This window comes from Variovorax sp. V118 (genome assembly GCF_041154445.1).
Taxonomy (GTDB): domain Bacteria; phylum Pseudomonadota; class Gammaproteobacteria; order Burkholderiales; family Burkholderiaceae_C; genus Variovorax; species Variovorax boronicumulans.
Genome location: NZ_AP028663.1, coordinates 1,999,825 through 2,026,669, shown reverse-complemented (window position 1 = coordinate 2,026,669; position 26,845 = coordinate 1,999,825). Strand labels below are relative to the sequence as shown.

24 protein-coding genes and 2 tRNA genes are annotated in these 26,845 nt (G+C 66.1%); 12 read left to right on the top strand and 14 right to left on the bottom strand.

What is annotated here, in order from left to right:
* Positions 1-43: 43 nt before the first annotated feature.
* Positions 44-1,111 (bottom strand): oxidoreductase, encoded by a 1,068-nt coding sequence (locus tag ACAM52_RS09205; RefSeq protein WP_369646812.1) that lies wholly within the window; start codon positions 1,109-1,111, stop codon positions 44-46.
* Between the two features lie 197 nt (positions 1,112-1,308).
* On the opposite strand from ACAM52_RS09205, the gene ACAM52_RS09200 reads away from it, so the two are divergent.
* From ACAM52_RS09200 to ACAM52_RS09190, 3 genes are all read left to right on the top strand, one after another.
* Positions 1,309-1,569 carry a type B 50S ribosomal protein L31 gene (locus tag ACAM52_RS09200; RefSeq protein ID WP_056580149.1) on the top strand — a complete coding sequence of 87 codons (261 nt, stop codon included), beginning with the start codon at positions 1,309-1,311 and terminating at the stop codon, positions 1,567-1,569.
* Between the two features lie 90 nt (positions 1,570-1,659).
* Positions 1,660-3,387 (top strand): hypothetical protein, encoded by a 1,728-nt coding sequence (locus tag ACAM52_RS09195; protein WP_369646811.1) that lies wholly within the window; start codon positions 1,660-1,662, stop codon positions 3,385-3,387.
* A 3-nt stretch (positions 3,388-3,390) separates the two neighbouring features.
* A complete protein-coding gene (locus tag ACAM52_RS09190) occupies positions 3,391-4,749 on the top strand; it encodes an MATE family efflux transporter (protein WP_369646810.1) in 1,359 nt (452 codons plus the stop codon).
* A 16-nt stretch (positions 4,750-4,765) separates the two neighbouring features.
* Here ACAM52_RS09190 and phoR read toward each other — a convergent pair whose 3' ends face one another.
* Genes phoR through pstS form a run of 7 tightly spaced genes read right to left on the bottom strand, consistent with a single transcriptional unit; the run spans position 4,766 to position 11,429 of the window.
* A complete protein-coding gene (gene phoR, locus ACAM52_RS09185) occupies positions 4,766-6,103 on the bottom strand; it encodes a phosphate regulon sensor histidine kinase PhoR (RefSeq protein ID WP_369646809.1) in 1,338 nt (445 codons plus the stop codon).
* Between the two features lie 44 nt (positions 6,104-6,147).
* Positions 6,148-6,840, bottom strand: a complete 693-nt coding sequence (gene phoB / locus ACAM52_RS09180; RefSeq protein WP_062473140.1) for a phosphate regulon transcriptional regulator PhoB — start codon at positions 6,838-6,840, stop codon at positions 6,148-6,150.
* A 31-nt stretch (positions 6,841-6,871) separates the two neighbouring features.
* A complete protein-coding gene (gene phoU / locus ACAM52_RS09175) occupies positions 6,872-7,573 on the bottom strand; it encodes a phosphate signaling complex protein PhoU (RefSeq protein WP_062473142.1) in 702 nt (233 codons plus the stop codon).
* Between the two features lie 16 nt (positions 7,574-7,589).
* On the bottom strand, positions 7,590-8,375 hold the full coding sequence (gene pstB, locus ACAM52_RS09170; RefSeq protein ID WP_056580144.1) for a phosphate ABC transporter ATP-binding protein PstB: 786 nt from the start codon (positions 8,373-8,375) through the stop codon (positions 7,590-7,592).
* 17 nt (positions 8,376-8,392) lie between these two features.
* Positions 8,393-9,277, bottom strand: coding sequence for a phosphate ABC transporter permease PstA (pstA, locus tag ACAM52_RS09165; RefSeq protein WP_095950235.1), 885 nt, complete (start codon positions 9,275-9,277; stop codon positions 8,393-8,395).
* Positions 9,274-10,356 (bottom strand): phosphate ABC transporter permease subunit PstC, encoded by a 1,083-nt coding sequence (pstC, locus tag ACAM52_RS09160; RefSeq protein ID WP_307586803.1) that lies wholly within the window; start codon positions 10,354-10,356, stop codon positions 9,274-9,276. Before pstC ends, pstA begins: the two co-directional genes overlap by 4 nt.
* Before the next feature lie 38 nt (positions 10,357-10,394).
* Complete coding sequence (gene pstS / locus ACAM52_RS09155) at positions 10,395-11,429, bottom strand: phosphate ABC transporter substrate-binding protein PstS (RefSeq protein ID WP_062473144.1); 1,035 nt, start codon at positions 11,427-11,429, stop codon at positions 10,395-10,397.
* Between the two features lie 249 nt (positions 11,430-11,678).
* Between pstS and ACAM52_RS09150 the strand changes: the two genes are divergently transcribed.
* On the top strand, positions 11,679-13,199 hold the full coding sequence (locus tag ACAM52_RS09150; RefSeq protein ID WP_369646808.1) for an exopolyphosphatase: 1,521 nt from the start codon (positions 11,679-11,681) through the stop codon (positions 13,197-13,199).
* Between the two features lie 6 nt (positions 13,200-13,205).
* On the opposite strand, the gene ACAM52_RS09145 is transcribed toward ACAM52_RS09150, so the two are convergent.
* The 4 genes from ACAM52_RS09145 to ACAM52_RS09130 form a co-directional block, all read right to left on the bottom strand.
* Positions 13,206-14,057 carry a hypothetical protein gene (locus tag ACAM52_RS09145; protein WP_369646807.1) on the bottom strand — a complete coding sequence of 284 codons (852 nt, stop codon included), beginning with the start codon at positions 14,055-14,057 and terminating at the stop codon, positions 13,206-13,208.
* A gap of 228 nt (positions 14,058-14,285) precedes the next feature.
* Complete coding sequence (locus ACAM52_RS09140) at positions 14,286-14,747, bottom strand: histidine phosphatase family protein (protein ID WP_062473174.1); 462 nt, start codon at positions 14,745-14,747, stop codon at positions 14,286-14,288.
* A gap of 31 nt (positions 14,748-14,778) precedes the next feature.
* Positions 14,779-17,106 (bottom strand): polyphosphate kinase 1, encoded by a 2,328-nt coding sequence (ppk1, locus tag ACAM52_RS09135; protein ID WP_369646806.1) that lies wholly within the window; start codon positions 17,104-17,106, stop codon positions 14,779-14,781.
* Entirely contained in the window at positions 17,103-18,017 is a 915-nt protein-coding gene (locus tag ACAM52_RS09130) for a GNAT family N-acetyltransferase (RefSeq protein ID WP_062473152.1), read from the bottom strand. The genes ppk1 and ACAM52_RS09130 overlap by 4 nt, the downstream gene beginning before the upstream one ends.
* Positions 18,018-18,175: 158 nt before the next feature.
* On the opposite strand from ACAM52_RS09130, the gene ACAM52_RS09125 reads away from it, so the two are divergent.
* From ACAM52_RS09125 to ACAM52_RS09090, 8 genes are all read left to right on the top strand, one after another.
* Complete coding sequence (locus ACAM52_RS09125; RefSeq protein WP_369646805.1) at positions 18,176-19,852, top strand: FAD-dependent oxidoreductase; 1,677 nt, start codon at positions 18,176-18,178, stop codon at positions 19,850-19,852.
* Between the two features lie 27 nt (positions 19,853-19,879).
* Positions 19,880-20,143 carry a UBP-type zinc finger domain-containing protein gene (locus ACAM52_RS09120; RefSeq protein ID WP_369646804.1) on the top strand — a complete coding sequence of 88 codons (264 nt, stop codon included), beginning with the start codon at positions 19,880-19,882 and terminating at the stop codon, positions 20,141-20,143.
* Between the two features lie 103 nt (positions 20,144-20,246).
* The gene (locus tag ACAM52_RS09115) at positions 20,247-20,951 is read left to right on the top strand and encodes a glutathione binding-like protein (RefSeq protein ID WP_369646803.1); all 705 of its coding nucleotides are present in this window, start codon (positions 20,247-20,249) and stop codon (positions 20,949-20,951) included.
* A 35-nt stretch (positions 20,952-20,986) separates the two neighbouring features.
* A tRNA-Pro gene (locus ACAM52_RS09110) sits at positions 20,987-21,063 on the top strand.
* A 330-nt stretch (positions 21,064-21,393) separates the two neighbouring features.
* A complete protein-coding gene (locus tag ACAM52_RS09105; RefSeq protein WP_139140528.1) occupies positions 21,394-21,579 on the top strand; it encodes a hypothetical protein in 186 nt (61 codons plus the stop codon).
* Positions 21,580-22,138: 559 nt separating this feature from the next.
* A tRNA-Arg gene (locus tag ACAM52_RS09100) sits at positions 22,139-22,215 on the top strand.
* A gap of 174 nt (positions 22,216-22,389) precedes the next feature.
* On the top strand, positions 22,390-23,628 hold the full coding sequence (locus ACAM52_RS09095; protein ID WP_369646802.1) for a tyrosine-type recombinase/integrase: 1,239 nt from the start codon (positions 22,390-22,392) through the stop codon (positions 23,626-23,628).
* 303 nt (positions 23,629-23,931) lie between these two features.
* On the top strand, positions 23,932-25,158 hold the full coding sequence (locus tag ACAM52_RS09090; RefSeq protein WP_369646801.1) for an ATP-binding protein: 1,227 nt from the start codon (positions 23,932-23,934) through the stop codon (positions 25,156-25,158).
* A gap of 171 nt (positions 25,159-25,329) precedes the next feature.
* Here ACAM52_RS09090 and ACAM52_RS09085 read toward each other — a convergent pair whose 3' ends face one another.
* Together ACAM52_RS09085 and ACAM52_RS09080 are read right to left on the bottom strand one after the other, a co-directional pair.
* Entirely contained in the window at positions 25,330-25,749 is a 420-nt protein-coding gene (locus tag ACAM52_RS09085; protein ID WP_369646800.1) for a hypothetical protein, read from the bottom strand.
* 101 nt (positions 25,750-25,850) lie between these two features.
* Complete coding sequence (locus tag ACAM52_RS09080; protein ID WP_369646799.1) at positions 25,851-26,843, bottom strand: HNH endonuclease; 993 nt, start codon at positions 26,841-26,843, stop codon at positions 25,851-25,853.
* Between the last annotated feature and the right edge of the window lie 2 nt (positions 26,844-26,845).

Sequence of the window (26,845 nt, the reverse complement as noted above, 5' to 3'; positions counted from 1 at the left end):
TTCCGCAAAAGCGCGTTGGCCCTCACGGGTCAACGCGCTTTTTTCATGGGCGCTCGATGCGGATGGCGCGGCCTTCGGCGGCGCTCTGGCGGCCGATGTCGAGCAGTGCCATCAGCGCGACGGCCTGCTCGGGCGGCACGGGATTCGGCCCCTTTCCGAGGATCGCATCGCGAACCGCGGCGTAGTAGTCGACGTAATTGCCGGCCTGCGTCGGCACCGCACGGAAGTGCGGCGCGCCGTCGCTGCCCGTCAGCGTGAGTTCGCCACCCAGTGGATCGGCGCCCCACCCTTCCGCCGGTGGCCGTTGGCCGGCGCGCAGCGCGTCTTCCTGCGGATCTACGCCGTGCTTCACGTAGCTGCCGCGCGTGCCGTGCACGATGTAGCGCGGCGCCGCATGGGCCGCTAGCGTGGTGGCGTGCAGCACCACGCGCAGCGGCGCATGGGGGCCGCTGTCGTAGCGCAGCACGGCATGGAAATAGTCTTCGACCCGCGCGCCGTCGCGCAAAGCGGCCGTGTCGAGCTGCAGCGTGTCGGGCCGACCGAACAGCTGCACGGCCTGGTCGAGCAGGTGCGAACCCAGGTCCACCCACAGGCCCGCGCCCGGCACAGGCTGCTCCCGCCAGCGCTCGCGAACCTCGGGACGGAAGCGGTCGAAATGCGACTCCAGGTACACCGGGCGCCCCAGGTCGCCAGACGCCAGGACCTGCTGGAGCGTCAGGAAATCGGCGTCGAAACGCCGGTTCTGGTAGACCGAGAGCACGCGATTGTTGCGATTTGACAACAACTCGAGCTCCCGCGCTTCGGCCACATCGAGCGTGAAAGGCTTGTCGACGACCACGTGCTTGCCCGCCTCCAGCGCCGCCTTGGCGACCGGATGGTGCTGGGCATTGGGCGTCGCCACCACCACGAGGTCGATGTCCGCCCGGGCCACCAGCGCCGCCACGTCGGGCACCACGGCCACGCCGGGCCAGTCGGCGTGCACCTTGTGCGGCTGCGAGCTCGCCACGGCCGCCAGTTCGAGCCCCGGAACGGCCGACAGCACCGGCGCATGGAAGGTCTGGCCGGCGAAACCGTAGCCGACAAGGCCGGCGCGAAGGGGTGTGGAAGTCATGGGAGGGCCCGGTTTGCTCGCAATTGGGGCAGTATGCGATAATCATGGGCTCCGCGAAAAGTGCGGCTGGGCACGTCGCCCGGCTTCCTTGGCCTTCACTTCACGTCAAGACCTCAGGGCGGCGCGCCAGATTGCTGGCACGCTGGTGGCTCTCGCATCGACCGCGCATTGATTCCAACAGCGCAAAAGGAAACACCATGGCAAAAGAAGGCATCCACCCGAATTACCGCGAAGTTCTGTTCGTCGACATGTCGAACGGCTTCAAGTTCGTGACCCGTTCGTGCGCGAACACCAAGGAAATGGGCAAGACCGACGACGGCCGCGAGCTGCCCCTGTTCAAGCTCGACACCACGAGCGAATCGCACCCCTTCTACACCGGCACGCAAAAGTCGGTGGACAACATGGGTGGTCGCGTCGAGAAGTTCCGCAACCGCTTCGGCAAGACCGCTGCCAAGTAATCAGGCACGCGCTCTGGCGTCGAGGGCAGCCCGGTTTACCGCGCTGCCCTTTTTCTTTCCAATCACCCCTTCGCCTCTTCCGCCTCGCCCTTGAACCAGCCGACCCCCGCGATCGTTGCCCAGAATGCCGTACGCCGGCTGCCGCGCGTCGCGTTGCTGCTGCTGTGCGCGGCCTACCTGCTGCCGGGCCTGCTCGGCCGGGGCCCCTGGAAGAGCGCCGACATCACGGCCTTCGGCTACATGGCCGAACTGGCCCGCAGCACCGAAGGCATCGCCCGCTGGTTCGATCCGCTGCTGCTGGGCATGCGACCCGAGACCCCCGCGCTGATCCCCTACTGGATCGGCGCCTGGGCAATCCAGCTCGCCCCCTCGTGGGTCAACCCCGACCTGGCCGTGCGCTTCGTGTTCGCGCTGATGCTGTGGGGCACCTTCACCGCGACCTGGTACGCCGTCTATTACCTCGCCCGCACGCCGCGCGCCCAGCCCGTGGCCTTTGCCTTCGGCGGCGAGGCGCGCCCCACCGACTACGCCCGCGCCATCGCCGACGGCGGCCTGCTGGCGCTGATCGCTTCGCTGGGCCTGGCCCAGCTGGGGCATGAAACCACGCCCGCGCTGGCGCAGCTGTACTTCGCCTCGCACCTGTTCTACGGCGTGGCCGCACTGCCCTACCGCCGCGTCGGCCCGGTGATCGCGCTCGTGGTCGGCACCCTCGGCATGACGCTGAGCGGCGGGCCGACGGTCGGCCTTGCGCTGGCGATCGGCAGCGCGGTGTACATGGTCTACGAGCGCCGCCAGCGCGCCGCCCGCGAAGCGGAAGGCTACAGCGACGACGAGAGCCCCGGCTTCACCCTGCCCGCCCTGCTGACGATGGTCGGCATCACCGTGCTGGCCGCCGCGCTGGTCTTCGGCCTGGGCCTGGCGCAATGGAAGATCACGCTGGGCCACTCGCTGCTGTCCGACGTGCGCAGCCAGGCCAAGCTGCTGCTGTGGTTCACCTGGCCGGTCTGGCCGCTCGCGATCTGGACGCTCTGGCGCTGGCGCCGCCAGTGGCTCGAGCGCCACGTCGCGCTGCCGCTGTGGTTCGCGCTGGTGCCGCTGGCCGCCACCTGGACCACCGACTTCTCCGACCGCTCGCTGCTGCTGGCCCTGCCCGCCTTCGCCACGCTGGCGGCCTTTGCGCTGCCGACCTTCCGGCGCAGCGCGGCGGCGCTGATCGACTGGTTCAACGTGCTGTTCTTCAGCGGCCTGGCCGTGCTCGGCTGGATGTACTGGATCGCCATGCTGACCGGCGCGCCACGCAAGCCGGCCGCCAGCGTGGCGCGGTTGGTGCCGGGCTTCGTGGCCGAGTTCTCGCCGGTGGCCTTCGTGCTCGCCCTGGCCGCCACGCTGGCCTGGTGCTGGCTGGTGCGCTGGCGCACCGGGCGCCATCGCGCCGCGCTCTGGAAGACGCTGGTGCTGCCGGCCGGCGGCACCGCGCTGTGCTGGATGCTGCTGATGACGCTGTGGCTGCCGTCCATCGACTACGCGCGCAGCTACGTCCCGCAGGTGCGCGCCGTGACCGAGCGCATCGGCCACCCGCGCTGCGTTGCCGAGCTGGCGCTGAGCCGGCCGCACGTCGCGGCGCTGCGCCACCACGGCAACCTCAACCTGCAGCCGCTGCTGCTGGGCAACGACTGCCCGTGGCTGCTCGTGAGCCCCGACACCATCGAGCGGCTGCACACCATCATCCCGCTGGAACAGTGGCGCTTCAGCGGCACTCTGCGCCGTCCCAGCAGCCCCGCGGACGACCTGCTGCTCTACGAAAAGATCGTGCGCTGACCCGTGAGCAGCAGCACGCACGGGAACGAACGCGGACTCATCGCACGGCACGCCGGCACGGTGCTGATCGGCCAGCTGGCCGTGATGGCCTTCGGCGTGGCCGACACCATCATCGCGGGCCGTTATTCCGAAGGCGCGCTGGCCGCGCTGTCGGTGGGCGCCGCCATCTTCGTCAGCGTGTATGTCTCGCTGATGGGCGTGCTGCAGGCGCTGCTGCCGGTGTGGGCCGAACTGCACGGCGCCAACCGGGGCAGCGAGATCGGCCGCTCGGTGCGCCAGTCGCTCTACCTCGCAGCCATCGCCGTCGTGGTCGGCATGACCGTGCTGCTGCTGCCCGGCGCCGCGCTGCGCTGGACGCAGGTGCCCGCCGACATGCGCGGCGAGGTCGAGGCCTACCTCGCGGTGCTGGCCTTCGCGCTGGCGCCCGCCCTGCTCTTTCGTCTCTTCAGCACGCTGAACCAGAGCCTGGGCAAGCCCAAGCTCGTGACCTGGCTGCAGCTGGCCTCGCTGCTCGTGAAACTGCCGCTGTCGGTCTGGTTCACCTTCGGCGGCGCCGGCCTGCCGGCGATGGGGCTGGTGGGCTGCGCCTGGGCCACGCTGTGCGTGAACTGGGCCATGCTCGGCTGCGCGGTCTGGCTGCTGCGCCACGGCGCGTTCTACCGCGGCTACCAGCTGTGGGAACGCATCGAGGCGCCCGACTGGCGCCAGATCCGCCTGTTCGCGCGGCTGGGCGTGCCCGGTGGCCTCGCGGTGCTGGTGGAAGTGACCTCGTTCACGCTGATGGCGCTCTTCATCGCGCGCCTGGGCACCGCTGCAGCGGCCGCGCACCAGATCGCCTCGAACCTGCTGGCCGTGGCCTACATGACGCCGCTGTCGCTCGCCATCGCGACCAGCGCGCGCGTGAGCTTCTGGCTCGGTGCCGGCGACAGCGCCCGGGCGCGCCATGCCTGCCGGCTGGGCTTCGAGCTCACCGCCCTGTTCGCGCTGCTCTATGCCGGCGCGATGGCCGTGTTCCGCACGCAGCTCGCCAACGTGTACTCCGACAACCCCGCCGTGATCGCGATGGCAGCGGCGCTGCTGACCACGGTGGCGCTGTATCACATCGCCGATGCGTTCCAGACGCTGTGCGTCTTCGTGCTGCGCTGCTACCGCGTGACGCTGGCGCCGCTGGTCATCTACTGCGCGATGCTCTGGGGCATGGGCCTGGGCGGCAGCTACCTGCTGGCCTACCGCGGCCTGGGGCCGTGGCCGGCCATGCAGTCGCCGCTGGCCTTCTGGCTCATGAGCGCCGCGGCACTGGCGCTCACGGCGCTGTTGTTCGTCGCGCTGCTGCGCTGGACGATGAAGGCGCGGGCCCGCTGAGGGCCACGCGGCCTGCTTACTTGCTCATCACGCGCGCTTCGCGCACGCGCGTCGCCGGGAACAGCAGCGCAAAGCGGCTGCCCTTGCCCACCGTGCTTTCGATCCGCAGCTCGGTGCCGTGGCGCTGCGCGATGTGCTTCACGATCGCCAACCCGAGCCCGGTGCCGCCGGTCTCGCGCGAGCGGCTGCGGTCGATGCGATAGAAGCGCTCGGTGAGCCGCGGAATGTGCTCGGCGGCAATGCCCGGGCCCGTGTCGCGCACGGCGTACTCGCCGCGCCCGTCGGGCAGCACCCGCCAGGTCACCACCACCTCGCCGCCACCGGGCGTGTAGCGGATGGCGTTGCTCACGAGGTTCGACATCGCGCTCTGCAGCTCGGTCGGCGCGCCCGACAGCTCGGACTCGGCTTCGGACGTGAACGTGAGCCGGTGTCCCTGCGGCGTGAGCCGGCCCGACAGGCCGCGTCCTTCGTCTTCGCACTGCGCCAGCAGCGCGCGCATGCGCACCCACTGGTTGCCTGACGGCGCCGCGCTGCCTTCCAGCCGCGACAGCGTCAGCAGGTCGTTCACCAGCGTTTCCATGCGGTGCGACTGCTGCCCCATCAGCGACAGATAGCGTGTGCGTTCATCCGCATCGAGCGGCAGGTTCTGCAGCGTCTCGACAAAGCCCGCCAGCACCGTGAGCGGCGTGCGGATTTCGTGCGACACGTTGGCCACAAAGTCGCGCCGCATCGCCTCGGCCTGTTCCAGCGCCGTGATGTCGCGCGTGAGCAGCATGCGCCGGTTGCCGGCGTAGGGATGCACCTGCACCGACAGCCGCACCGGATGGCCGCGATGCTGTGCATGCACGAGGCCGGGTGCGTCGATGACGACGTCGCGGCTGTAGTTCCACGAGGCCAGGTAGGCCACGAACGCCGGGTCGCGCACGAGGTTCGCCAGGTGCTGCAGCAGGTCGCGCTCGGCATCGATGCCGAACTGGCCCGCCGCCGTCTGGTTGCACCACTCGATGCGGCCCTGCTCGTCGAGCAGCACCACGCCGTTGGGCGACGCTTGGATGGCGGCCAGGAACTCCTGCAGCCGGTCTTCGGCCTGCCGGGTCTGTTGTTCACGCTCGCGCAGCAGCTTGCGGATGCGCTCCGAGAGCTCGCCCCACACGCCCGGTCCGCGCGACGGCAGCCCGGCCGCGTCGTTGCGCAGCACGCGCAGCAGGCGTTCGGCGCGCCAGGCATCGAAGCCCAACCAGAGCACCGCGCCCAGCCAGGCGCCCAGCCAGCCGTACTTCCAGCCGAAAAGGCCGACAGCGCCCGCCGCAATTGCGAAGGACGCTATTAAAAACGTAGCAATACGAAAAGGCATGGCGGGCGATTATCCGCGCCCGCCGCCGAGGCTCACGGCGCTGCTCACACCGTGACTTGGGCCGTCAGCCGGTAACCCGCTCCGCGAACGGTTTCGACCATCGGCGCGGCCACGCCCAGCGACTCGCGCAGGCGCTTGACGTGCACGTCGACCGTGCGTTCCTCGATGTAGACGTGATCGCCCCACACCTTGTCCAGCAGCTGTGCGCGGCTGTGCACGCGCTCGGCATGCTGCATCAGGTAGGCCAGCAGCTTGAACTCGGTCGGGCCGACCTTCAGCGCCCCGCCCTGCCACGTCACGCGGTGGGTGGAGGTGTCGAGGGCCAGTTCGCCGATCTCGACGCGCTCGGTCACCACCTCGGGGGCGCGGCGGCGCAGCACGGCACGGATGCGCGCCAGCATTTCCTGGGTGGAGAACGGCTTGGTGATGTAGTCGTCGGCGCCGGCATCGAGGCCGGCGACCTTGTCGGGCTCGTCGCCGCGCGCCGTCAGCATCAGGATCGGGATGGCCTTGGTGCGCGGGTCTTTGCGCCACTGGCGCGCGAGCTGCAGGCCGCTCTGGCCCGGCAGCATCCAGTCGAGCAGGATCAGGTCCGGCAGGAAGGCGTCGATTTCACGCTGGGCGGCAGCACCGTCTTCGGACCAGATCGGCTCGAAGCCGTTGTGGCGCAGGTTGACGGCGATCAGCTCGGCGATCGAGGATTCGTCTTCGACGATCAGGACTCTTGGTTTCTTCATGCGTTATGGGGAGTCTTTGCGGCGACGGTCGTCACTGCAATGCCGACTCGATTTCCTCCATCGAAGTGTGCCGCACATCGGCGCCCTTGACGATGTAGATGATGAACTCGGCGATGTTCTTGGCGTGGTCGCCGATGCGTTCGATGGCCTTGGCCAGGAACAGCAGGTCCAGGCTGGCGGAGATGGTGCGCGGGTCTTCCATCATGTAGGTGACCAGCTTGCGCACGAAGCCGTCGAACTCCTTGTCGATGAGGTCGTCGTCCTTGAGGATCGACAGCGCGGCGGCCGTGTCCAGGCGCGCGAAGGCGTCCAGCGCGGTGCGCAGCAGGTTCGAGGCCAGGTCGGCGGCAATGCGCAGCTCGGTGGTGGGCAGCTGGCGGGCCGATCCGCTCTCGATGATCGACTTGACCATGCGTGCGATCTTGTTGGCCTCGTCGCCCACGCGCTCCAGGTTGGCGGTGGTCTTGCTGATGGCGATCAAGAGGCGCAGGTCGCGCGCCGTGGGCTGGCGACGGGCGATGATCGACGACAGCTCGCGGTCGATCTCGATCTCCATCGCGTTGACGCGGTGCTCGGTCTCCATCACGCGGTCGGCGGCTTCGGCGTCGAACTGCAGCAGGGCGTACACGGCCTGGTGGATCTGCGACTCGACCATGCCGCCGAGCTCCATCACGCGCGACGAGACGCCGTTGAGTTCGCTGTCGAACTGGCTGGAAAGGTGTTTCTCGGTCATGGTGTTTCCTTTGACTTCAACCGAAGCGGCCGGTGATGTAGTCCTCGGTCTCCTTGCGCTGCGGCTTGAAGAACATCTGTTCGGTGGCACCGAACTCGATCAGGTCGCCGAGGTACATGTAGGCGGTGTAGTCGCTGCAGCGGGCGGCCTGCTGCATGTTGTGGGTCACGATGACCACGGTGTACTCGTTTTTCAGCTCGGCGATCAACTCTTCGATCTTCGCGGTCGAGATCGGGTCGAGTGCCGAACACGGTTCGTCGAGCAGCAGTACTTCGGGCTTGATCGCGATGCCGCGTGCGATGCACAGGCGCTGCTGCTGGCCGCCGGAGAGACCCGAGCCGCTTTGCTGCAGCTTGTCGCGCACTTCGGTCCACAGCGCGGCCTTCTTCAGGGCCCACTCGACGCGGTCGTCCATTTCGCTGGCCGAGAGATTTTCGAACAGCTTCACGCCGAAGGCGATGTTGTCGTAGATCGACATCGGGAACGGCGTGGGTTTCTGGAACACCATGCCGACCTTGGCGCGGATCAGCGCCACGTCCTGCTTGGACGTGAGCAGGTTCTCGCCGTCCAGCGCGATGGTGCCTTCGGCGCGCTGCTCGGGGTACAGCTCGAACATGCGGTTGAAGGTGCGCAGCAGGGTCGACTTGCCGCAGCCCGACGGGCCGATGAAGGCCGTGACCTTGTTCTCGGGGATCTCGAGGTTGATGCCCTTGAGCGCGTGGAACTTGCCGTAGTAGAAGTTCAGGTCCTTGACCGAAATCTTCGAGCGCGACGGTTGTTGTTGTGCGACGGTGTTTGGCATGTTGGCGCCTTCTTGATTTAGTGTTTGTTGCGCGTCAGCACGCGCGCCAGGATGTTGAGGGCAAGCACGGCGACGGTGATCAGGAACACACCGGCCCAGGCCAGTTGTTGCCAGTTCTCGTACGGGCTCATGGCGAACTTGAAGATCGTGACCGGCAGGCTGGCCATCGGCTGGCTCACGTCGGCGGTCCAGAACTGGTTGTTCAGCGCGGTGAAGAGCAGCGGCGCGGTTTCGCCGGCGATGCGGGCCACGGCCAGCAGCACGCCCGTGACCACACCGGCGCGCGCGGCGCGCAGCGTGATGCTCAGAATGACCTTCCACTTCGGCGTGCCCAGTGCGTAGGCCGCTTCACGCAGGCCCGGCGGCACCAGCTGCAGCATGTTCTCGGTGGTGCGGATCACCACCGGAATCACGATGAGCGCCAGCGACAGTGCGCCGGCCAGGCCCGAGAAGGTCTTGAAGTAGGCCACCACCACCGCGTAGACGAACAGGCCGATCACGATCGAGGGCGCCGACAGCAGGATGTCGTTGACGAAGCGCGTGATCGAGGCCAGCAGGCCCTTGGGGTTGTACTCGGCCAGGTAGATGCCGGCCATGATGCCGATGGGCGTGCCCACGAAGGTCGCCAGCATCACCATCACGAACGAACCGAAGATGGCATTGGCGATGCCGCCCGCCTCGTTCGGCGGCGGCGTCATCTCGGTGAAGGTGGCGAGTGCCAGGCCGCCCACGCCCTGGCGCAGCGTTTCCCACAGGATCCACACGAGCCAGAACACGCCGAACGCCATCGCGGCGAGCGACAGCGTGAGGGCGATCTTGTTGACGCGGTTGCGCGCGGCGAACTTCGCCTGGCGCGTCTCTGCCAGGGTCTTGGCGTTGATCAGGTTTTGCGCGGTGCTCACGACTTGGTTCCTTCGCTCTTCTTCATCTGGGCCAGCAGCATCTTCGAGAGCGACAGCACGACGAAGGTGATGAAGAACAGCACGAGGCCGAGGTACATCAGCGCGGCCTGGTGCAGGCCCGCGCCGGCTTCGGCGAATTCATTGGCGAGGGCCGAGGTGATGCTGTTGGCAGCCTCGAACACCGACAGGGAGTTGAGCTGGTTCATGTTGCCGATCACGAACGTGACGGCCATGGTCTCGCCCAGTGCGCGGCCCAGGCCGAGCATGATGCCGCCGATCACGCCGGCCTTGGTGTAGGGCAGCACGACCTTGGAGACGACTTCCCAGGTGGTGGAGCCCAGGCCGTAGGCCGACTCCTTGAGCAGCGCGGGCGTCACTTCGAACACGTCGCGCATCACCGAGGCGATGAACGGAATGATCATGATCGCCAGGATGATGCCGGCCGACAGAATGCCGATGCCCACGGGCGGGCCGGACACCAGGGCACCGAGGTACGGCACGCCGGCCAGCAGCTTCTGCAGCGGCTGCTGCACCCAGGTGGAAAGAATGGGGCCGAAGACCAGCAGGCCCCACATGCCGTACACGATGGACGGCACGGCAGCCAGCAGTTCGATGGCGGTGCCCAGCGGGCGCTTGAGCCAGTTGGGCGAGAGTTCGGTCAGGAACAGCGCAATGCCGAAGCTCACCGGCACGGCGATCACCAGCGCGATGAACGAGGTGGCCAGCGTGCCGTAGATCATCACGAGGCCGCCGTACTCGTCCTTCACCGGGTCCCACACGCTGCTCGTGAGGAAGCCGAGGCCGTACTTCGAAATGGCGGGCCAGGCGCCGGCAACGAGCGACAACAGGATGCCGATCAGCATCGCGAGCGTCAGCAGCGCGGCGCCCTTGGCGGCCCAGCCGAAGAGGCGGTCGGCCATGGGGCCGGAACGGGCCGCCTTGACGGGCGGGGGAGGAGCGGCAGAGGTGCGCGCGCGCTCGGCCGCAAGGTCGAGGGAGGCGGCAGCAGGGAGGGTGGATGACACGGGTCGCTCCGGCAAAGACGAAAGCGGCGCGTCCTGGAGCGAAGAGTTGCTCATGGGCGCGCCGTCCTGGAGGGTGGATGAAGGGTTGCTTCTTACTTGAACGCGACCGGCTTGCCCGATGCGTCCTTCACTTCACCCCATGCCTTGGCGATGGTGGCCTTCACGGCGTCAGGCATCGGCACGTAGTCGAGTTCGTCGGCCGTCTTGTCGCCGCCCTTGTAGGCCCAGTCGAAGAACTTCAGCACGGTGGTGGCGCTGGCGGGCTTGTCCTGCACCTTGTGCATCAGGATGAAGGTGGCGCCGGTGATGGGCCACGAATCCTTGCCGGCCTGGTTGGTCAGCACCTGGTAGAAGCTCTTGTTCCAGTCGGCACCGGCGGCGGCGGCCTTGAAGGCGCTGTCGTCGGGCGAGACGAACGTGCCGGCAGCGTTCTGCAGCTGGGCGTAGGTCATCTTGTTCTGCTTGACGTAGGCGTACTCGACGTAGCCGATCGAGTTGGGCAGGCGGTTCACGAAAGCGGCGACGCCTTCGTTGCCCTTGCCACCCGCACCAGTGGGCCAGTTCACGGCCGTGCCTTCGCCGACCTTGCTCTTCCACTCGGCGTTGACCTTGCTCAGGTAGTTGGTGAACAGGAAGCTGGTGCCCGAACCGTCGGCGCGGCGGACCGGGGCGATGGCGGCGTCAGGCAGGGCCAGCGAAGCGTTCAGAGCCTTGATCGCGGGGTCGTTCCACTTGGTGATCTTGCCCAGGTAGATGTCGCCCAGCACCTGGCCGTTGAGCTTCAGCTCGCCCGGCTTGATGCCGGGGATGTTCACCACGGGGATCACGCCGCCGATGACGGTGGGGAACTGCATCAGGCCCTTGGCTTGCAGCTCGTCGTCCTTCAGGGGAGCGTCCGAGGCGCCGAAGTCGACGGTCTTGGCTTCGATCTGCTTGAGGCCGGCACCCGAGCCGACCGACTGGTAGTTGATCTTGACGCCGGTGGCCTTGTTGAAGTCGGAAGCCCACTTGGCGTACAGCGGTGCGGGGAAGCTGGCGCCGGCGCCGGTCACGTCTTGTGCGAAGGCGGAAATGGAGAACAGCGCGGTCACGAGGCCGGCGGTTGCAAATTTGAACGTCGTTTTCATAAAGCTTCCTTGAGAAGTAAGAAGTAGTCCCTTTGGGGGCTCGAACGGACTCTAAAAAGCTTTTGTGACATCGATGTGACACCCCTTCTGTCGAGGGAAAATGCCGCTGCGCCACCCCTGTTGTGTGTGACGCTGTCACACAACCGTCATTCACCCCGCCTAACCTCCAGCCCTCGCCGTGACGTGACTTGGGAGGCGGCGCCTGCTGTCACGGCGCTACGATCAGAGAACCGCCCTCTTCACTACAACATGCAAAACGGCACCCGCCTCGCAGCGGTCGATCTCGGCTCGAACAGCTTCAGGCTGGAAATCGGCCAGGTCGACCACGGACAGATCCACCGCACCGAGTACCTCAAGGAAACCGTGCGCCAGGGCAACGGCCTGGACAGCGCCCGCAACCTCACGACCGAGGCCATGCAGCGCGGCTGGGACGCCCTCGCCCGCTTCGGCGAGCGGCTGGCCGGCTTCAAGCGCTCGCAGGTGCGCGCCGTGGCCACCCAGACCCTGCGCGAAGCGCGCAACCGCGAAGAGTTCCTGTTGCGCGCGCGCACCATCCTGGGCTTCGGCATCGACGTGATCCCGGGCCGGGAAGAAGCCCGCCTGATCTACCAGGGCGTGGCACACCACCTGCCCCACACCGACGCCTCGGACCAGGAGCGCCGGCTGGTCATCGACATCGGCGGGCGCTCCACCGAAATGATCATCGGCCACGCCCTCGAGGCCGAGCGCATGGAGTCGTACCGCGTGGGCAGCGTCGCCTGGTCGATGAAGCATTTCGGCGAAGGCCAGTTCACCGCCCCCGCCTTCCGCGCCGCCGAAGTGGCAGCCAAGGCCGTGCTGGACGATGCGCTCTCCAGCTACACCCGCGACCAGTGGGACGTGGCCTACGGCGCCTCCGGCACCATCGGCGCGGTGGGCGACGTGCTCGCCGCAGCCGGCGGCGAGGCCGGCCTGGTCACCCGCGACGGCCTCGACTGGCTGCTCGACCGCCTGCTCAAGGCCGGCAGCATCGACAAGCTGCGCATCGACGGCATGCGCGAAGACCGCAAGGCCGTGATCGGCGGCGGCCTGAGCGTGCTGCGCGCGGTGTTCGACCTGCTCGACATCCAGGAAATGAAGGTCGCCCAGGGCGCCCTGCGCCACGGCGTGCTCTACGAGTTGCTCGAACGCGACGAGAGCGTGGCCGACATGCGCAGCGCCACCGTGGCGCGGCTCGCCACCCGCTTCGCGGTCGACCCGGCGCAGGCCAAGCGCGTGAGCGACACCGCCGCCGCGCTGTTCGTGCAGCTGGCCCCCGTCGCGCGCGGCGGCAGCACCTCGAGCCGCGCCGGCCGCGCACTGCGCAAGCTCGGCTGGGCCGCGCAGCTGCACGAGATCGGCGCGCTGGTCTCGCACAGCGACTACCACAAGCACGGCGCCTACATCCTCGACAACACCGACGCGCCCGGCTTCGCGGTGAACGAACTGCACGCCCTCGGCCAGCTGGTGCTGGGCCAGCGCGGCAAGCTGCGCAAGCTCGAAGCCTCGCTGGACGACGAGACCTTCGTGATGCAGCTGCTGGCGCTGCGCCTGGCGGTGATCCTGTGCCACGCGCGCCGCGATCCCGAGCCGCAGGCACTGAACCTCGCGGCACTCGGTGCCAGGGCCTTCACGATCGCCTGCGCGCCCGACTGGGCCGAGATGTATCCGCAGTCGGCGCACCTGCTGCGCGAGGAAGTGCTGGCCTGGCAAAAGACCGGCAACTGGCGCGTGGAACTCAGCGGCGCCTGAGCCGTTTCACTTCGTGTCGATGCCGGCCGTCTGCGTGACTGCCGCAGCGCTGGCCTTGCGCGGCTCGTCTTCCCCGAACAGGCTGACATAGGCCGGCTGCACGATCTGGTCGAGCCCGCGCTTCAACCCTTCGCGAGCGCCTGCGGTGTCCTTGAGCAGGCCGTCGTACAGGAGATAGGTCGGCTCGCTCACGTCGGCGACCTGCAAGGTCTGGCCCACGACGGACTGCTTCTCGTCCCTGAGCAACTGCTCCACCCAGACGTACGGCTTGAAGCTCGATGTCGCATCGGCCGCGCCATAGGACGTCGTGATCCGCAAGATCAATGTGCTGTAGCCGGGCGTCGGCTGGAGTTCCTGCACCTGCATCTGCGCGTGCTCTCCGGTCGCGCGGAAGAAAGGCGTCAGCTTCACCTCGCGGCCACTGTCCCGCAGGCGCGCCGCCAGTCGCTCTGCGAACTGCCTGTTGAGCCCCATGGTCACGCCGCTGTTCTTCACCGCGGCCGTGAACTCCTTGCTGCGCTGGTCGGTCCGGGCGGCCATCGTCAGTCGGCTGTTGGTATCGACGGAGATGGCCACCAGTGCAGCGAGGGGTCCCAGAAACCCTGCGAAGCCCGTCAGCCCCGACCCGCCGCCATCCGTGACGATCAGTTGGTCTTCCTGGTTGTAGATGAGCTCGACCTTCTCGATCGACCGGGCGACATCGTGACGGGTCGGCGCCACAGGCGCGGCGGTGTTCGTCGCGCACCCCGACAGCAGGGCTGCGGCAACAAGCAGAAAAAACAGCGCCTTCAACCGCATGTCCGCGTCTGCACGCAGCATGTTCATGAAGCTTCCTGGCAGTGTGTTGAGCGGTTTCATGCGTCTTCCCCAGTGATGTGGTCGACCGGCACCGCTTCTTTCCCGCATCGGCGTCAAAAGCACGCTGCCGTGGAGTCACACTGTAGAAATTGCGCCGCGCGCGCGCATGAGTGCTTCGCCCCTTTTTCCGGGAGACAAGCGCCCTGCCAGCTCTGCCCGCGACCGTGACAAAGCGCCTGTCCGCAAGCGTCAGGCAGGGGTATTCGCAGCGGAGGACCGCTGTAGCAGCTAGAGAAGCTCGGGCGCCTGCACCGTCACCACGACGGTCTGCACGTCGCCGTCGCGCTCGCGGGTGCGGATCCACCACAGCGAGCCCTTGCGCACCGGGCAGCTGTCCTGCTTCAGGCCGAGCAGCATCGAGATGGCCTGGCCCAGCGAGGGCTGGTGGCCGATCACCAGCACCACCGACTTGCCGTTGGGCCAGCCCGTGGCGGCCAGCAGTGCGTCGGGGGTGGTGTCGGGCGACAGCTCGGAGCGCAGCTTGTACTTGCGGCCCAGTGCCAGCGCGGTCTGCTCGCAGCGGCGCGCCGGGCTGCACACGATGCGCGTGCCGTCGGGCAGTTGCCGGTCGAGCCAGGTGGCCATGCGCTTGGCTTGCTTTTCGCCGCGCGGGGTGAGCGAGCGCTGCATGTCGTCACACCCTTCGGTCCAGTCCTCGGCTTCGGCGTGACGCCAGAAGATCAAGTCCATGCTCATCGTCTTTCGAACTTCTTCTTCAATTTCAATTGCCGGACGCATCACGGTGGTTTCCTCGTGATGCATAGCGGCCCATCAAGGCGGCCTGGGCGCCATGCGCTTCGATCGCGGGGGACGCACCCGCCTCGCCGGGGTGCGTGTCATGGTCGACACGCCGGTAGATGCCGTCGCCGCCCAGGTCCCAGGCGTCGCGCCCATCGTGCAGGTAAGCCACCAGGCACTCGTCGATGAGGCGCTGGCGCAGGTTGGGGTCGGTCACGGGCCAGGCCAGCTCGATGCGCCGCATCATGTTGCGGTTCATCCAGTCGGCGCTCGACAGGTACAGCGACTCGTCTTCGCCATGGCGGAAATAGAACACCCGCGAATGCTCGAGGAAACGCCCGATCACCGAGCGCACGCGCACGTTGTCGGTGAGCCCCGGCACCTGCGCCGGCAGCGTGCAGGCGCCGCGCACGATGAGGTCGATCTTCACGCCCTTCTGCCCCGCGCGGATGAGCGCGCCGATGATCTCCTCGTCGGTCAACGCGTTCATCTTGGCGACGATGCGCGTGGGCTCGCCGCTGGCGGCGGCCTGTCCGAGCGCATCGATGCGCGCGACCAGGTTCTTGTGCAGGTCGAAGGGCGCGAGCCACATGCGGTTGAGCTTGGGCAGGCGGCTCTGGCTGGCCATGTGCACGAACACGGCCTCCATGTCGGCCGTGAGCGCCGGGTCGGCCGTGAGGTGGCTGATGTCGGTGTACAGCCGCGCCGTGCGCGGGTTGTAGTTGCCGGTGGACAGGTGGCCGTAGCGGCGCAGCTGCTTGCCCTCGCGGCGCGTCACCAGCAGCATCTTGGCGTGGGTCTTCAGGCCCACCACGCCATACACCACCTGCGCGCCGATCGACTCGAGCATTTCGGCCCAGTTGATGTTGGCCTCTTCGTCGAAGCGCGCCTTCAGCTCGACCACCACCGTCACTTCCTTGCCGCGGCGCACGGCTTCGCGCAGCAGGTCCATGAGCTCGGAGTCGGCGCCGGTGCGGTAGATGGTCTGCTTGATGGCGAGCACCTGCGGGTCGAGCACCGACTCGCGCAGGAAGGCCAGCACGCCGTCGAAGCTTTCGAAGGGCTGGTGGATCAGCACGTCGCCGCGCTGCAGCCGTTCGAAGAACGACTGGGCGGGCGACAGCGTGACGGGGAACGACGGCGCGTACGGAGGAAAGCGCAGCTGCGGCTCGCCGATCAGGTCGATGAGCTGCGTGAGCCGCGCCAGGTTCACCGGCCCGTGCACGCGGTACAGCGCCTGCGGTGGCAGGTTGAACTGCGCCAGCAGGAAGCTCGCGAGCGATTCGGCGCAGCTGGCCGACACCTCCAGCCGCACGGCCTGGCCGTAGTGGCGGTGCTGCAGGCCCTGGCGCAGCGCGGTGCGCAGGTTCTTGACGTCTTCCTCGTCGACCGCGAGGTCGGAGTGGCGCGTGACGCGGAACTGCGAGAAGTCGCCCACCTCGCGGCCCGGGAACATGCTGGCCAGGTGCGCGCGCACCACGCTCGACAGCGCCACGAACAACGTCTTGCCGTCCGACACCTTGGCCGGCATCTTGATCAGGCGCGGCAGCACGCGCGGCAGCTTGACGATCTGGATCGGGTTCTCGCGGCCGAAGGCGTCCTTGCCGCCCAGGCGCACGATGAAGTTCAGCGACTTGTTGGCCACCTGCGGGAACGGGTGCGCCGGGTCGAGCCCCACGGGGATCAGCAGCGGGCGCACTTCGCGCTCGAAATACTCGCTGACCCACTTGCGCTGGGCCGGGTTGCGTTCGCCGTGCGACACGATGTGGATGCCGTGCGTGGCAAAGGTCGGCATCAGCTCGTCGTTGTACAGCGCGTACTGGCGCGCCACGAGCGTGTGGGCCGCTTCGGACAGGCGTTCGAAAGACTCGACCGTGTAGGTGCCCTTGCGATCACCGGCACTGCCCGCGCTCAGGTGCGGTGCGGCGCGGACTTCGAAGAACTCGTCGAGGTTCGACGACACGATGCACAGGTAGCGCAGCCGTTCGATCAGCGGCACTTCGGGCCGGTGGGCCCAGTCGAGCACGCGCTCGTTGAACGAGAGGATGCTGTGGTCGCGGTCCAGCAACGCGAACGAAGACGCTTCACCGGCGCGTGACGGGTCAGCGGAGAGGGAGGGCATGGGCACTGATTCTGGAGCAAGCGGCACGGGAGAACACGTCGGCTGAAATATGACAGTGTCAACTTCGTCCGTGACAGTTCCATGACATTCGCGTGACGCACCCTGCCCCACAGAGAGCGAACCTGACACATTCGGCGACAGCGAAGCAGCGTGCGGCCCGGCGTCGGGCCGGATGGCCGCCGGCTTCATGCGCCGAGAAAGTGCTTGCGGTAGCGCGCCGGCAGGTCGTCGATGCGCATCAGCATCGGCAGATCGGCGGTGTTGAAGTCCGGGTCCCAGGCCGGTGCGCCGAGCACCTTGGCGCCCAGGCGCAGGTAGCCCTTGATGAGCGCGGGCGGTTCCACGTCGAGCGCGCTGTCGAGCCGCTCGACCGGCAGCGGCAGGCGCGGCTGCACCTGGTATTGAATCGGCGCGAGGTGGCTGGCCGAGAGCTGGCGCCAGATGCTGGCGGCCGCGTCGCCGCTGGTCACGCCGTTGTGCGACATCGGAATGCTCGCGCAGCCGATCATGGTGTCGAGCTTGTTGCGGTGCATGAAGCCGGCCAGCGCGCCCCACAGCGCGAGGATCACGCCGCCCTGGCGGTGCTCGGCGTGCACGCAGCTGCGGCCCAGCTCGACCATGCGCTCGCGCAGGTCGCGCAGGCGCGTCAGGTCGAATTCGGTGTCGCTGTAGGTGCTGCCGACGCGGCGCGCTTGCGCGGGGGTCAGCACGCGGTAGGTGCCGATGACCTGGCCCGTGAGTTCGTCGCGCACCAGCAAGTGTTCGCAGAAGTCGTCGAACAGGTCGATGTCGTGGCCGGCCAGCGGCGTGGTCAGGCGTGCGCCCATCTCGCCGACGAACACGTCGTGACGCAGGCGTTGCGCGGCGCGCACGTCATCCAGATGACGCGCCCAGCTCACCGTGATGCCCGGCTTGGCCTCGACGACCGGCGGCACGATGACGGCCAGCGGCGCCTCGGGCACCGCCGTGCGGGTGGCCAGTGCGGCGACGGTCGCGGCGGCGGCAGCAACGGCGGGGGTTCCGGCCGCGGGTGCGGGCCACAAGGCTGCGCGCAGTCCGAGCTGCGAGAGCGGAAACGTCGGGTTCGGCAGTTCTTTCATGGGAAATCCCTTTCTGCTGACCGAGTCTGGACACGCGCAATGAAACCGGCATGTCAGCGGCGTGGCAGACACATGACGTTGTTACAACGCGCGCCAGCGTCGCTTTGGCGCCGCTTCGGCGTCTAATGCGGGGCATTCGCGACACGGAGTTCGACCCCATGGCCACCGACGCACCAGGCGCCAACAGCCGCCTGCACCAGACTTTCCCCGTCCTCAATGACGCCGAGATGGCACGCATTGCCAGCTTCGGCAGCGTGCAGCGCTTTGCGCGCGGCGAACGACTGTTCACCGCCGGCGAGACCGGCGCCGGCATGTTCGTGCTGCTCAAGGGCGTGGTCGCCGTCACGCAGCGCGACGGCCTGGGCCATGTGGTGCCGATCGCGCGCCAGGGGCCGGGCGAATTCCTTGCCGAGGTCGGCCAGTTGAGCGGGCGCCCTGCCCTGGTCGACGGCCATGCCGACGAAGAAGTGGAGGCACTGGTCGTGCCGCCCGACCGTTTGCGCGCGCTGCTGGTGGCCGAGGCCGACCTGGGCGAGCGCATCACCCGCGCGCTGATCCTGCGGCGCGTGGCGCTGATCGAATCGGGCGCGGCCGGGCCGGTGCTGATCGGTCGGCCCGATGCGCCCGAGATGGCGCGGCTGGAGAACTTCCTGCGCCGCAACGGCCATCCTTATCACCTGGTCGATGCAGCGGCTGACGCCGATGCCGCCGCACTGCTCGCCCAATATGGCTCCGACCAGTTGCTGGCCGTGTGCCCCGACGGCTCGGTGTTGGTCAACCCGAGCGACGAAGGCCTGGCGCGCTGCCTCGGCATGGTCGACACCGCGGCGCGCGACGAGCTGTACGACGTGGCCGTGGTCGGCGCCGGGCCGGCCGGCCTCGCGACCGCGGTGTATGCCGCCTCCGAAGGGCTGCGCGTGATCGTGCTCGACTGCCGCGCCTTCGGCGGACAGGCCGGCGCCAGCGCACGCATCGAGAACTACCTGGGCTTTCCGACCGGCATCTCGGGGCAGGCGCTGGCGGGCCGCGCGTTCGTGCAGGCGCAGAAGTTCGGCGTCGAGATGCTGATCCCGGCGCAGGTGGCAGCGCTCGACTGCTCGCGCGAGAACGTGCGGGAGAGCCTCGCGCTGAAGCTCACCGACGGCCGCACGATCAGCGCGCGCACGGTGGTCATTGCGAGCGGCGCGCGCTACCGCCGCCCCGGCGTGCCGCGCCTGGCCGAATTCGAAGGCCGCGGCATCTGGTACTGGGCCTCGGCGATCGAAGCCAAGATCTGCGCGCAGCAGGAAGTGGCGCTGGTGGGCGGCGGCAACTCGGCCGGCCAGGCGGCGGTGTTCCTGTCGCGGCATGCGGCCAAGGTCAACGTGCTGGTGCGCGGGCCGTCGCTGGCGGCCAGCATGTCGCGCTACCTCATCGACCGCATCGAGGCCACGCCCAACATCTCGCTGCAACCGCACACCGAGCTCGTGCGGCTGCACGGCGCGCCCGAAGAAGGCCTGACCGGCGCCACGTGGCGCTGCCACACCTCGGGCCAGGAGCACGACTGCCCCGCGCGCAACATCTTCCTGTTCGTCGGCGCGGAGCCCGAGACCTCATGGCTCGAGGGCTGCGGCGTGTCGGTCGACAAGCACGGCTTCGTGCTGACCGGCGCGGCTGCGAGCAGCGGCTTTCCGGCACGTCCGGCCACGGCGCTCGAATCGAGCGTGTCGGGCGTGTTCGCGGTGGGCGATGTGCGCTCGGGCTCGGTCAAGCGCGTGGGCGGCGCGATCGGCGAAGGCGCCGCGGTGGTGGCGCTCATTCACCAGCACCTGTCGTCGGCCTCGGCCGTGGCCTGAACCCATTCTTCTTGTCCTGAGACACCCATGCCCATTCAAGCTTGCGAACACGTTCCCGCCGACGTCGCGCAACCGCACACACCCCGCGGCTGCGAAGACTGCCTGAAGACCGGCGACACCTGGGTGCACCTGCGCCTGTGCGTGCACTGCGGCCATGTGGGCTGCTGCGACTCGTCGAAGAACCGCCATGCCACGAAGCATGCGCGGGCCGAAGGGCATCCGGTGATCCAGTCGATCGAGCCCGGCGAGCACTGGATGTGGTGCAACGCGCACGAGCGGCAGGTGGGGTGAGCGGGCCGACCGTGCGGCCAATGCCCGCACCCGCACGCGTCCGGATGCGCGTGTATATGCTGCCGTTCTCCCGTCACAACCCTCTCACTCCGGAGCCCGCGACATGCCCGCATCGCCCATCGAGGTCTATTCCTGGCCCACGCCGAACGGCCACAAGATTCACATCATGCTCGAGGAGTGCGGCCTGCCGTACCACGCGCACCCGGTGAACATCGGCACCGGCGACCAGTTCGCGCCCGAGTTCCTGAAGATCAGCCCGAACAACAAGATCCCCGCCATCACCGACCCCGACGGACCGGACGGCCAGCCGATCTCGCTGTTCGAATCGGGCGCCATCCTCGTGTACCTCGCGGGCAAGACCGGCAAGTTCCTGCCCAAGGGCGACCGCGAACGCTACGACGTGCTGCAGTGGCTCATGTTCCAGATGGGCGGTGTCGGTCCGATGCTGGGCCAGGCGCATCACTTCCGCATCTACGCGCCCGAGAAGATCGCCTATGCCGTCGACCGCTACACCAACGAGGCCCGGCGCCTGTACGGCGTGATCGACCGGCAGCTGTCCAAACACAAGTTCATCGCCGGCACGAGCTATTCGATTGCCGACATCGCCATCTTCCCGTGGCTGCGCAGCTGGGAGAACCAGGGCATCACCCTCACCGACTACCCCCACCTGAAGGCCTGGTTCGACGGCATCGCCGCGCGCCCCGCCGTGCAGCGCGGCGTGAAAGTGCTGGCCGACCTGCGCCGCCCCATCACCGATGACAAGGCGCGCGAGATCCTTTTTGGCAAGACGCAGTACGAGAAGCGCTGAGCGGCCTCTTATTCGGGCTAGAATGGAAGGCTTGGCGGGGTGTAGCGCAGCCTGGTAGCGCATCTGGTTTGGGACCAGAGGGTCGAAGGTTCGAATCCTTTCGCCCCGACCAAAAGAAAAGTGAAAGCCTGCAACGATGAAAGTCGTTGCAGGCTTTTTTCTTTTCCGGGCCGCTCGCGATCGCCGCGAATCTCACCGCCCTTTAGACGTTTCGTAGCACGACCCACGGCTTTCCGTACATCGGGCAACGCCGCTGCCTTGTTGTTACACCGTCAAGACAACCTTTTTCTTAAGGAACTACCCGCGAGGCCCTCGGCGCTCACGCAGAATCGAGCCAATCGTGATCGTGTTTACAAAGTAAGCGGAATCGCGTTTACAAAGCCGAAGAGCTGAGTCAGGGATGGACGTCGCAACAGAACCCTCACCCCTGGACCCTTTTCCGATGCTGAATTACTTTTCCCGCTGTTCTTGCGGCCTCAGGCATCTCGCACGCATCGAGCGCCGGCCATGGATGCGACTCTTCTCGAGCCTGCGCTTCTACCAATGCAGCGCCTGCGGAAAGAAGCAACTGGCGTCCGAACGCGCGGTGAACGACGCGGTCTGGAAGTACCGCTCGGAAAACGTCTGACGCCCCTTCGGCCCCAGCGATCCACAGAGGCATCGGGCGGGCGAAACGCCGTCCTTAGCAATCTGTTGCGCGTGCAGTCCTTTCGCTGCATGCCTTGCGCCCCCACAGAATCGAACGCGGGTGCTTCACGGTTGCGCAAACCGCGAAGCAGCGTCGGGGAAAGAGTGTCGACACCTTCCCGGTTTGAACTCTTCTGTGATGCTGCTGAATCTGTTTCTCCGATGTTCCTGCGGCCTGGCCGGCCTTCGCCGCATCGAGCGACGAACCTGGATGAGGATGCTGCCGGCCCTCAGGTTCTACCGGTGCAGCACCTGCGGCAAGAAGCAGCTCGTGTCGAAGCAGGCCGCCGAGACCGCCAAGGTGTCGTCCCGCGCCGGCCCCGCCCTTTCCCCCTCTCAACGACCGCCACCGAAGGCGTCGTGCATGGAGGGATGTAGGTAGAATCCGCGCTTCCCCGGTCAGAGGCAGAAGCGTCCAGACCGTTGATTTTTCGGGTCTGTTGCCGCATCCCTTGCGGCCCGAGGACCGAAGGCTCCGGCCCTCGCTTCTCAACCGGAATCTGCCCGTAGCTCAGTTGGATAGAGCACCTGCCTTCTAAGCAGGTTGTCGGGGGTTCGATCCCCTCCGGGCAGGCCATTTCTTGGCTCCACGTTCCCCCATAAAGAACCGCGAGCAGCCATTTCCCCTCTGTAGAGACCGGCGGTATTGCTTCACGAGCAACCACGAAAAACCGCTGAGATTCCTCCAATTTGGGGGAACAAACGGGGGAACGGGTACAGTTTCAGCACCAGTCGCCGAAATTGTTCCCCCATGCTCACCGACACCGCCTGCAAGAAGACCCTCTGCCCTGCCGACAAGCTGCGGCTGCGCCTCGCTGACTCCGGAGGCCTCTATCTGCAGATCGAGCCCAGCGGCTCGAGGCGCTGGTTCTGGAAGTACCGCTTCGACGGCAAGGAAAAGCGCCTGGCACTGGGCAGCTATCCTGAGGTGACGCTCAAGGCCGCGCGCACCGGCCGCGACGACGCGCGCAAGATCCAACAGCAAGGTATCGACCCCGCGCAGCGCCGGCAGCTCGAGAAGCTCGAGCGCAAGGTCGACACCGACGCCAGCTTCGAGGCGGTGGCGCGCGAGTATCACAAGACCAAGAGTTCGGCATGGAGCCCGCGGTACGCGGAGCGCTGGCTCTCAATCATGGAGAAGGACGCCTTCCCCTGGCTCGGCAGCCTGCCCCTATCCAGCATCACTGCGCCGATGCTGCTGCAGGTCCTACGTCGCGTCGAGGCCCGCGGCGCGCACGAGACCGCCCACACGTTGCGCCAATGGTCCGGCCAGGTGTTCCGGCACGGCATCGCCACCGGCCGGTGCACCAGCAACCCAGCACCCGACCTGCAAGGCGCGCTGGTGCCGGTACAGGTCAAGCACATGGCCGCTGTGCTGGAGCCGGTGAAGGCCGGCGAGCTGATGCGCGCAATCGCGGCATACGCTGGCCAGCCTGCGACGCGCGCAGCGTTGCACCTCTCCGCCCTCCTCTTTCAGCGGCCCGGCAACATCCGGCAAATGCGCTGGTCGGACCTCGACCTCGAGAAGGCGCTATGGACCATCCCGGCAGCGGACATGAAGCGTACGAAAACCGCAAAGATCAACGGGCGCCCGCACCTGGTGCCTCTGCCACAGCAGGCCGTCGACGTCCTTGTCGATCTCAAGCCGCTCACTGGCCACGGCCAGTACGTTTTCCCAAGCCTGCTGACCGGCGAGCGGCCGATGAGCGACAACACCGTGAACACGGCGCTGCGCCGCATGGGCTTCGACAACACCGAGATGACAGCCCACGGCTTCCGAGCGATGGCGCGCACGATCATGGTGGAGCAGATGGACGTTGAGCCCGAGGTCATCGAGGCGCAGCTCGCGCACGGGAAGAGCGGACCGCTTGGCGCCGCCTACGACCGTGCGGAATTCGTGGTCAAGCGCCGCAAGATGATGCAGCTGTGGGCCGACCATCTCGACGAGCTGCGCCAGGGAGCAAAGATTCTGGCCTTCAAGGCGGCGTAGCGTTTGAAATAACCAAACGGGGGGCCGACCGGGTTGCCGGTTGCCGAAAGGCCGCAGCGGGCAGGACCGAACCCTCGCATCTCAGTCGGACGGGCCATCGTGGCGGCTCGGCTCATCAGTTACGAACTGATCAACGGGGGGCAAAAACCACACGCCCGAAACCGCTCCCTTGACTTCCCCTCACCTCACCGCGGCTGGGCTCTGCTGGCTGCCTGCTTTGCGTCATTCACAGGTCAAAAGAGCACTTGCGGGTAAGCGTCGAGCCCTATAATGTCCCATAGTTGGTTTTAATTAGGAGAAAACATGGCGAGTGTCAGCGAAGAGCAGGAGGCGATGTGGTTCCAACGCAGTCTGGCTGCGGGCAAGGTATTCACGCCAACGAGTCCAATAAATGCCCAAGAGCTTTTCGCCGGACGAAACGACCAGATCCATCAGATCGTTGATGTCATAAATCAGACCGGCCAACACGCAATTCTGTACGGAGAAAGAGGAGTTGGTAAAACTTCTCTTGCCAACGTCTTTGCCGGCTACCTAGGAGTTCAACGAGTTCTGGCCCCCCGGGTAAATTGCGACGCAACGGACACGTTCGACAGCGTGTGGCGAAAGGCCCTCGAACAAGCTGGGGTGACTCAGCAAAGGCAGAGCATCGGATTTACCACGGAATCGAAAACCGTCGTAATGCAAGCAGCAGATCTGCTTGGCGGCTTGGCGACCCCTGATTCTGTACGGAGATGCTTGACCACTCTGTCTCAGCACTTTGTTCCGGTCTTCGTTATCGACGAGTTTGACCGACTGGGCGTTGAGGCTCGGCGCGCTTTCGCCGATTGCATCAAGGCACTGTCCGATCACTCAGTACCTGCAACCGTCTTGCTTGTCGGTGTTGCAGACAGCGTGGACCAGTTGATCGCCGAACACCATTCCGTGCAACGTGCACTCGCGCAAGTACGCATGCCGCGAATGTCTAACATCGAGTTGGACACGTTGCTGGAGAAGGGCATCACCAAGCTGGGCATGAAAACAAGCATTCCAGGCAAACGTCGAATAATCAAGCTGTCCCAAGGCTTGCCTCACTACGCCCACTTGCTGGCACTGCATGCATGCCGCGCTGCAATTGACAATCGAAGCCTTGAGGTGACAACAGATGCCGTACACGAGGCGCTAGAAAAGGCGCTTCTGAGCACACAGCAGTCAGTCCTCAGCACTTACGAGACGGCAGTACGGAGTGCTCGCAAAGACAATTTGTTCGCCAAAGTCCTTTTGGCGTGCGCGATGGCTGACACGAATGAATTAGGGGAATTTGCAGCCCAGGACGTGCGCGACTATCTTTCACAGATTTCAGGTCGTCGGTATGAGATTCCTAGCTTCGCCCAGCATCTAAAGGAATTTACCGAAGACAAGCGCGGCCCGGTGCTGACGAAGAGCGGTATTCCTCGGCTGTATCGCTACAAGTTCACAGAGCCGTTGCTCCAGCCGTACGTCATCATGCAAGGCATCAAGTCTCGGCTGATCAAAGTCACCGACTTAGACTGAAGTGCCCTTACTTTAGCCAAGTCGAATGCCGCCCTCGAGGCGGCTTTTTCATGGGCGCTCGCCCTGGAAACATTAATACGTTAGAATTACTTCGCGATTCCCATCTCTCTATCCTCCCTCCTCCGGGGATCGCCTTGCCCGCCTTCGTGCGGGCCTTTTCTTGGGTGCTCGTCAGCGCTTGCCGCCGTCATCAAAGGTTGCTGGCATCGCCTTAAATGAAGTCAGCGCTTCGACCTTTTGTTCGAGCTTTTTGATCGTCTCTTCCAGCGCGACTCGCTTGGCGTTGCGAACTTCCAGGGCCTTCTCCAGCTCCCCCATGAAGATGATGAAGACTGCTGCGCACAGATTAAATGCGTGCAGGACGAACATGAGGATCTCGCCTCTTCCAGGTGCGGCCTTGAGCCACCAGAACTGAAGGATGCCAAGAGCGGAGTTCACAATCATCACGACGATGAACGCCCTTCCCATCCAACGCTTCCAAAAGCCAAACAACCAAGCACGCTTCGCTTCATCCAGTGCCGCGATTGAGATAGATATGCCAACGACTGCGAGGACTGAACTGATGACGAGTGTCGGGATAGAGAGATCCATGGCGGCGCCTGAAAGCTGATTCGCCGCCACTATATCGGCAGCCCTCCCTGAGATAGCCAGGCGGCCTTACCTCCCGAGCGCGGGCCTCCGGCGCACAGGATTCAAACCTGCTGACTGAACTTCTTGGTTAGAGCCCCCGGATCTGGGCGCTCGCTCAGCTGACTGGGGAAGCGGATCCTCTTGCCTCCGTACGGCTCATAGATCGATCCGAACAGTGGATCAGCAATATGAATGCGGCCCGTCGCATCGATCTTGAGCAGTCCAAGGTCAAACAGCGTGTGGACGTCGGCTCGAAGCAGCAGTCCGTTGGCCACATGGTTGGTATCGCCATCCATGTAGGGAATGATGTGGGCGGCCTCGAGCACGGCCTCGATCTCGCAGCCCGTCACCGCGCACTTTCCGTCGTAGGCTTTGATCAGGTCCTTCCTGAACTTCGGTTGACCGCGGCGGCGGACAATCTCCGTCAGTACCTTCTTGCGCCCGTCGACCAAGTTTTCCGAGTCAAAAACCGTCGGGTCGACTGTGGCTTCAGCGGCCACCAGATCTTGCTCGTCAGCCGATCGAGGGACGACAGTTGAAAAGATCTCTTCGACGAAGTTTTCCAGGTTCCCATACGCCCCCCGAATTCTTGCGAGACGCTCGTCTCCGATCCTGGAAAAACCGCGATAGCCATTGTTGAGATAGTCGATGACTGGCTTGCTGGTGACATGCACGTCGACAGCTCGCGGCTGAGTCAGGATGTACATGTACTCCCAAGTCTTCCCCTCCGACGTCTGGCCCCAAATCGCACGCGCGAGATCAGCGTTGTGGATCTTGGCGACCACAGAAGAAACGTACCGATAGCGGTTGTCGAACACGGTGAGGACGATGTCGCCGTCCTGCATCTGATTCCACATGGGAATGTTGCGCTCGCCAGGCACCGCACCCCACGCATAGAAATTCTGCGGGTCGGGCAGCAGCGACCTCAGGTAGTCGACCTGCTCTGCCGTCAGGTGCGCATCAAGGAGTGAGCTTGGCTGTGGGTTTCGAATGGAGTCATTGAGATGCTCTCGCGCGTCAGCATCGCCCGCGGTAAAAATGTATAGCTGTCGCATGC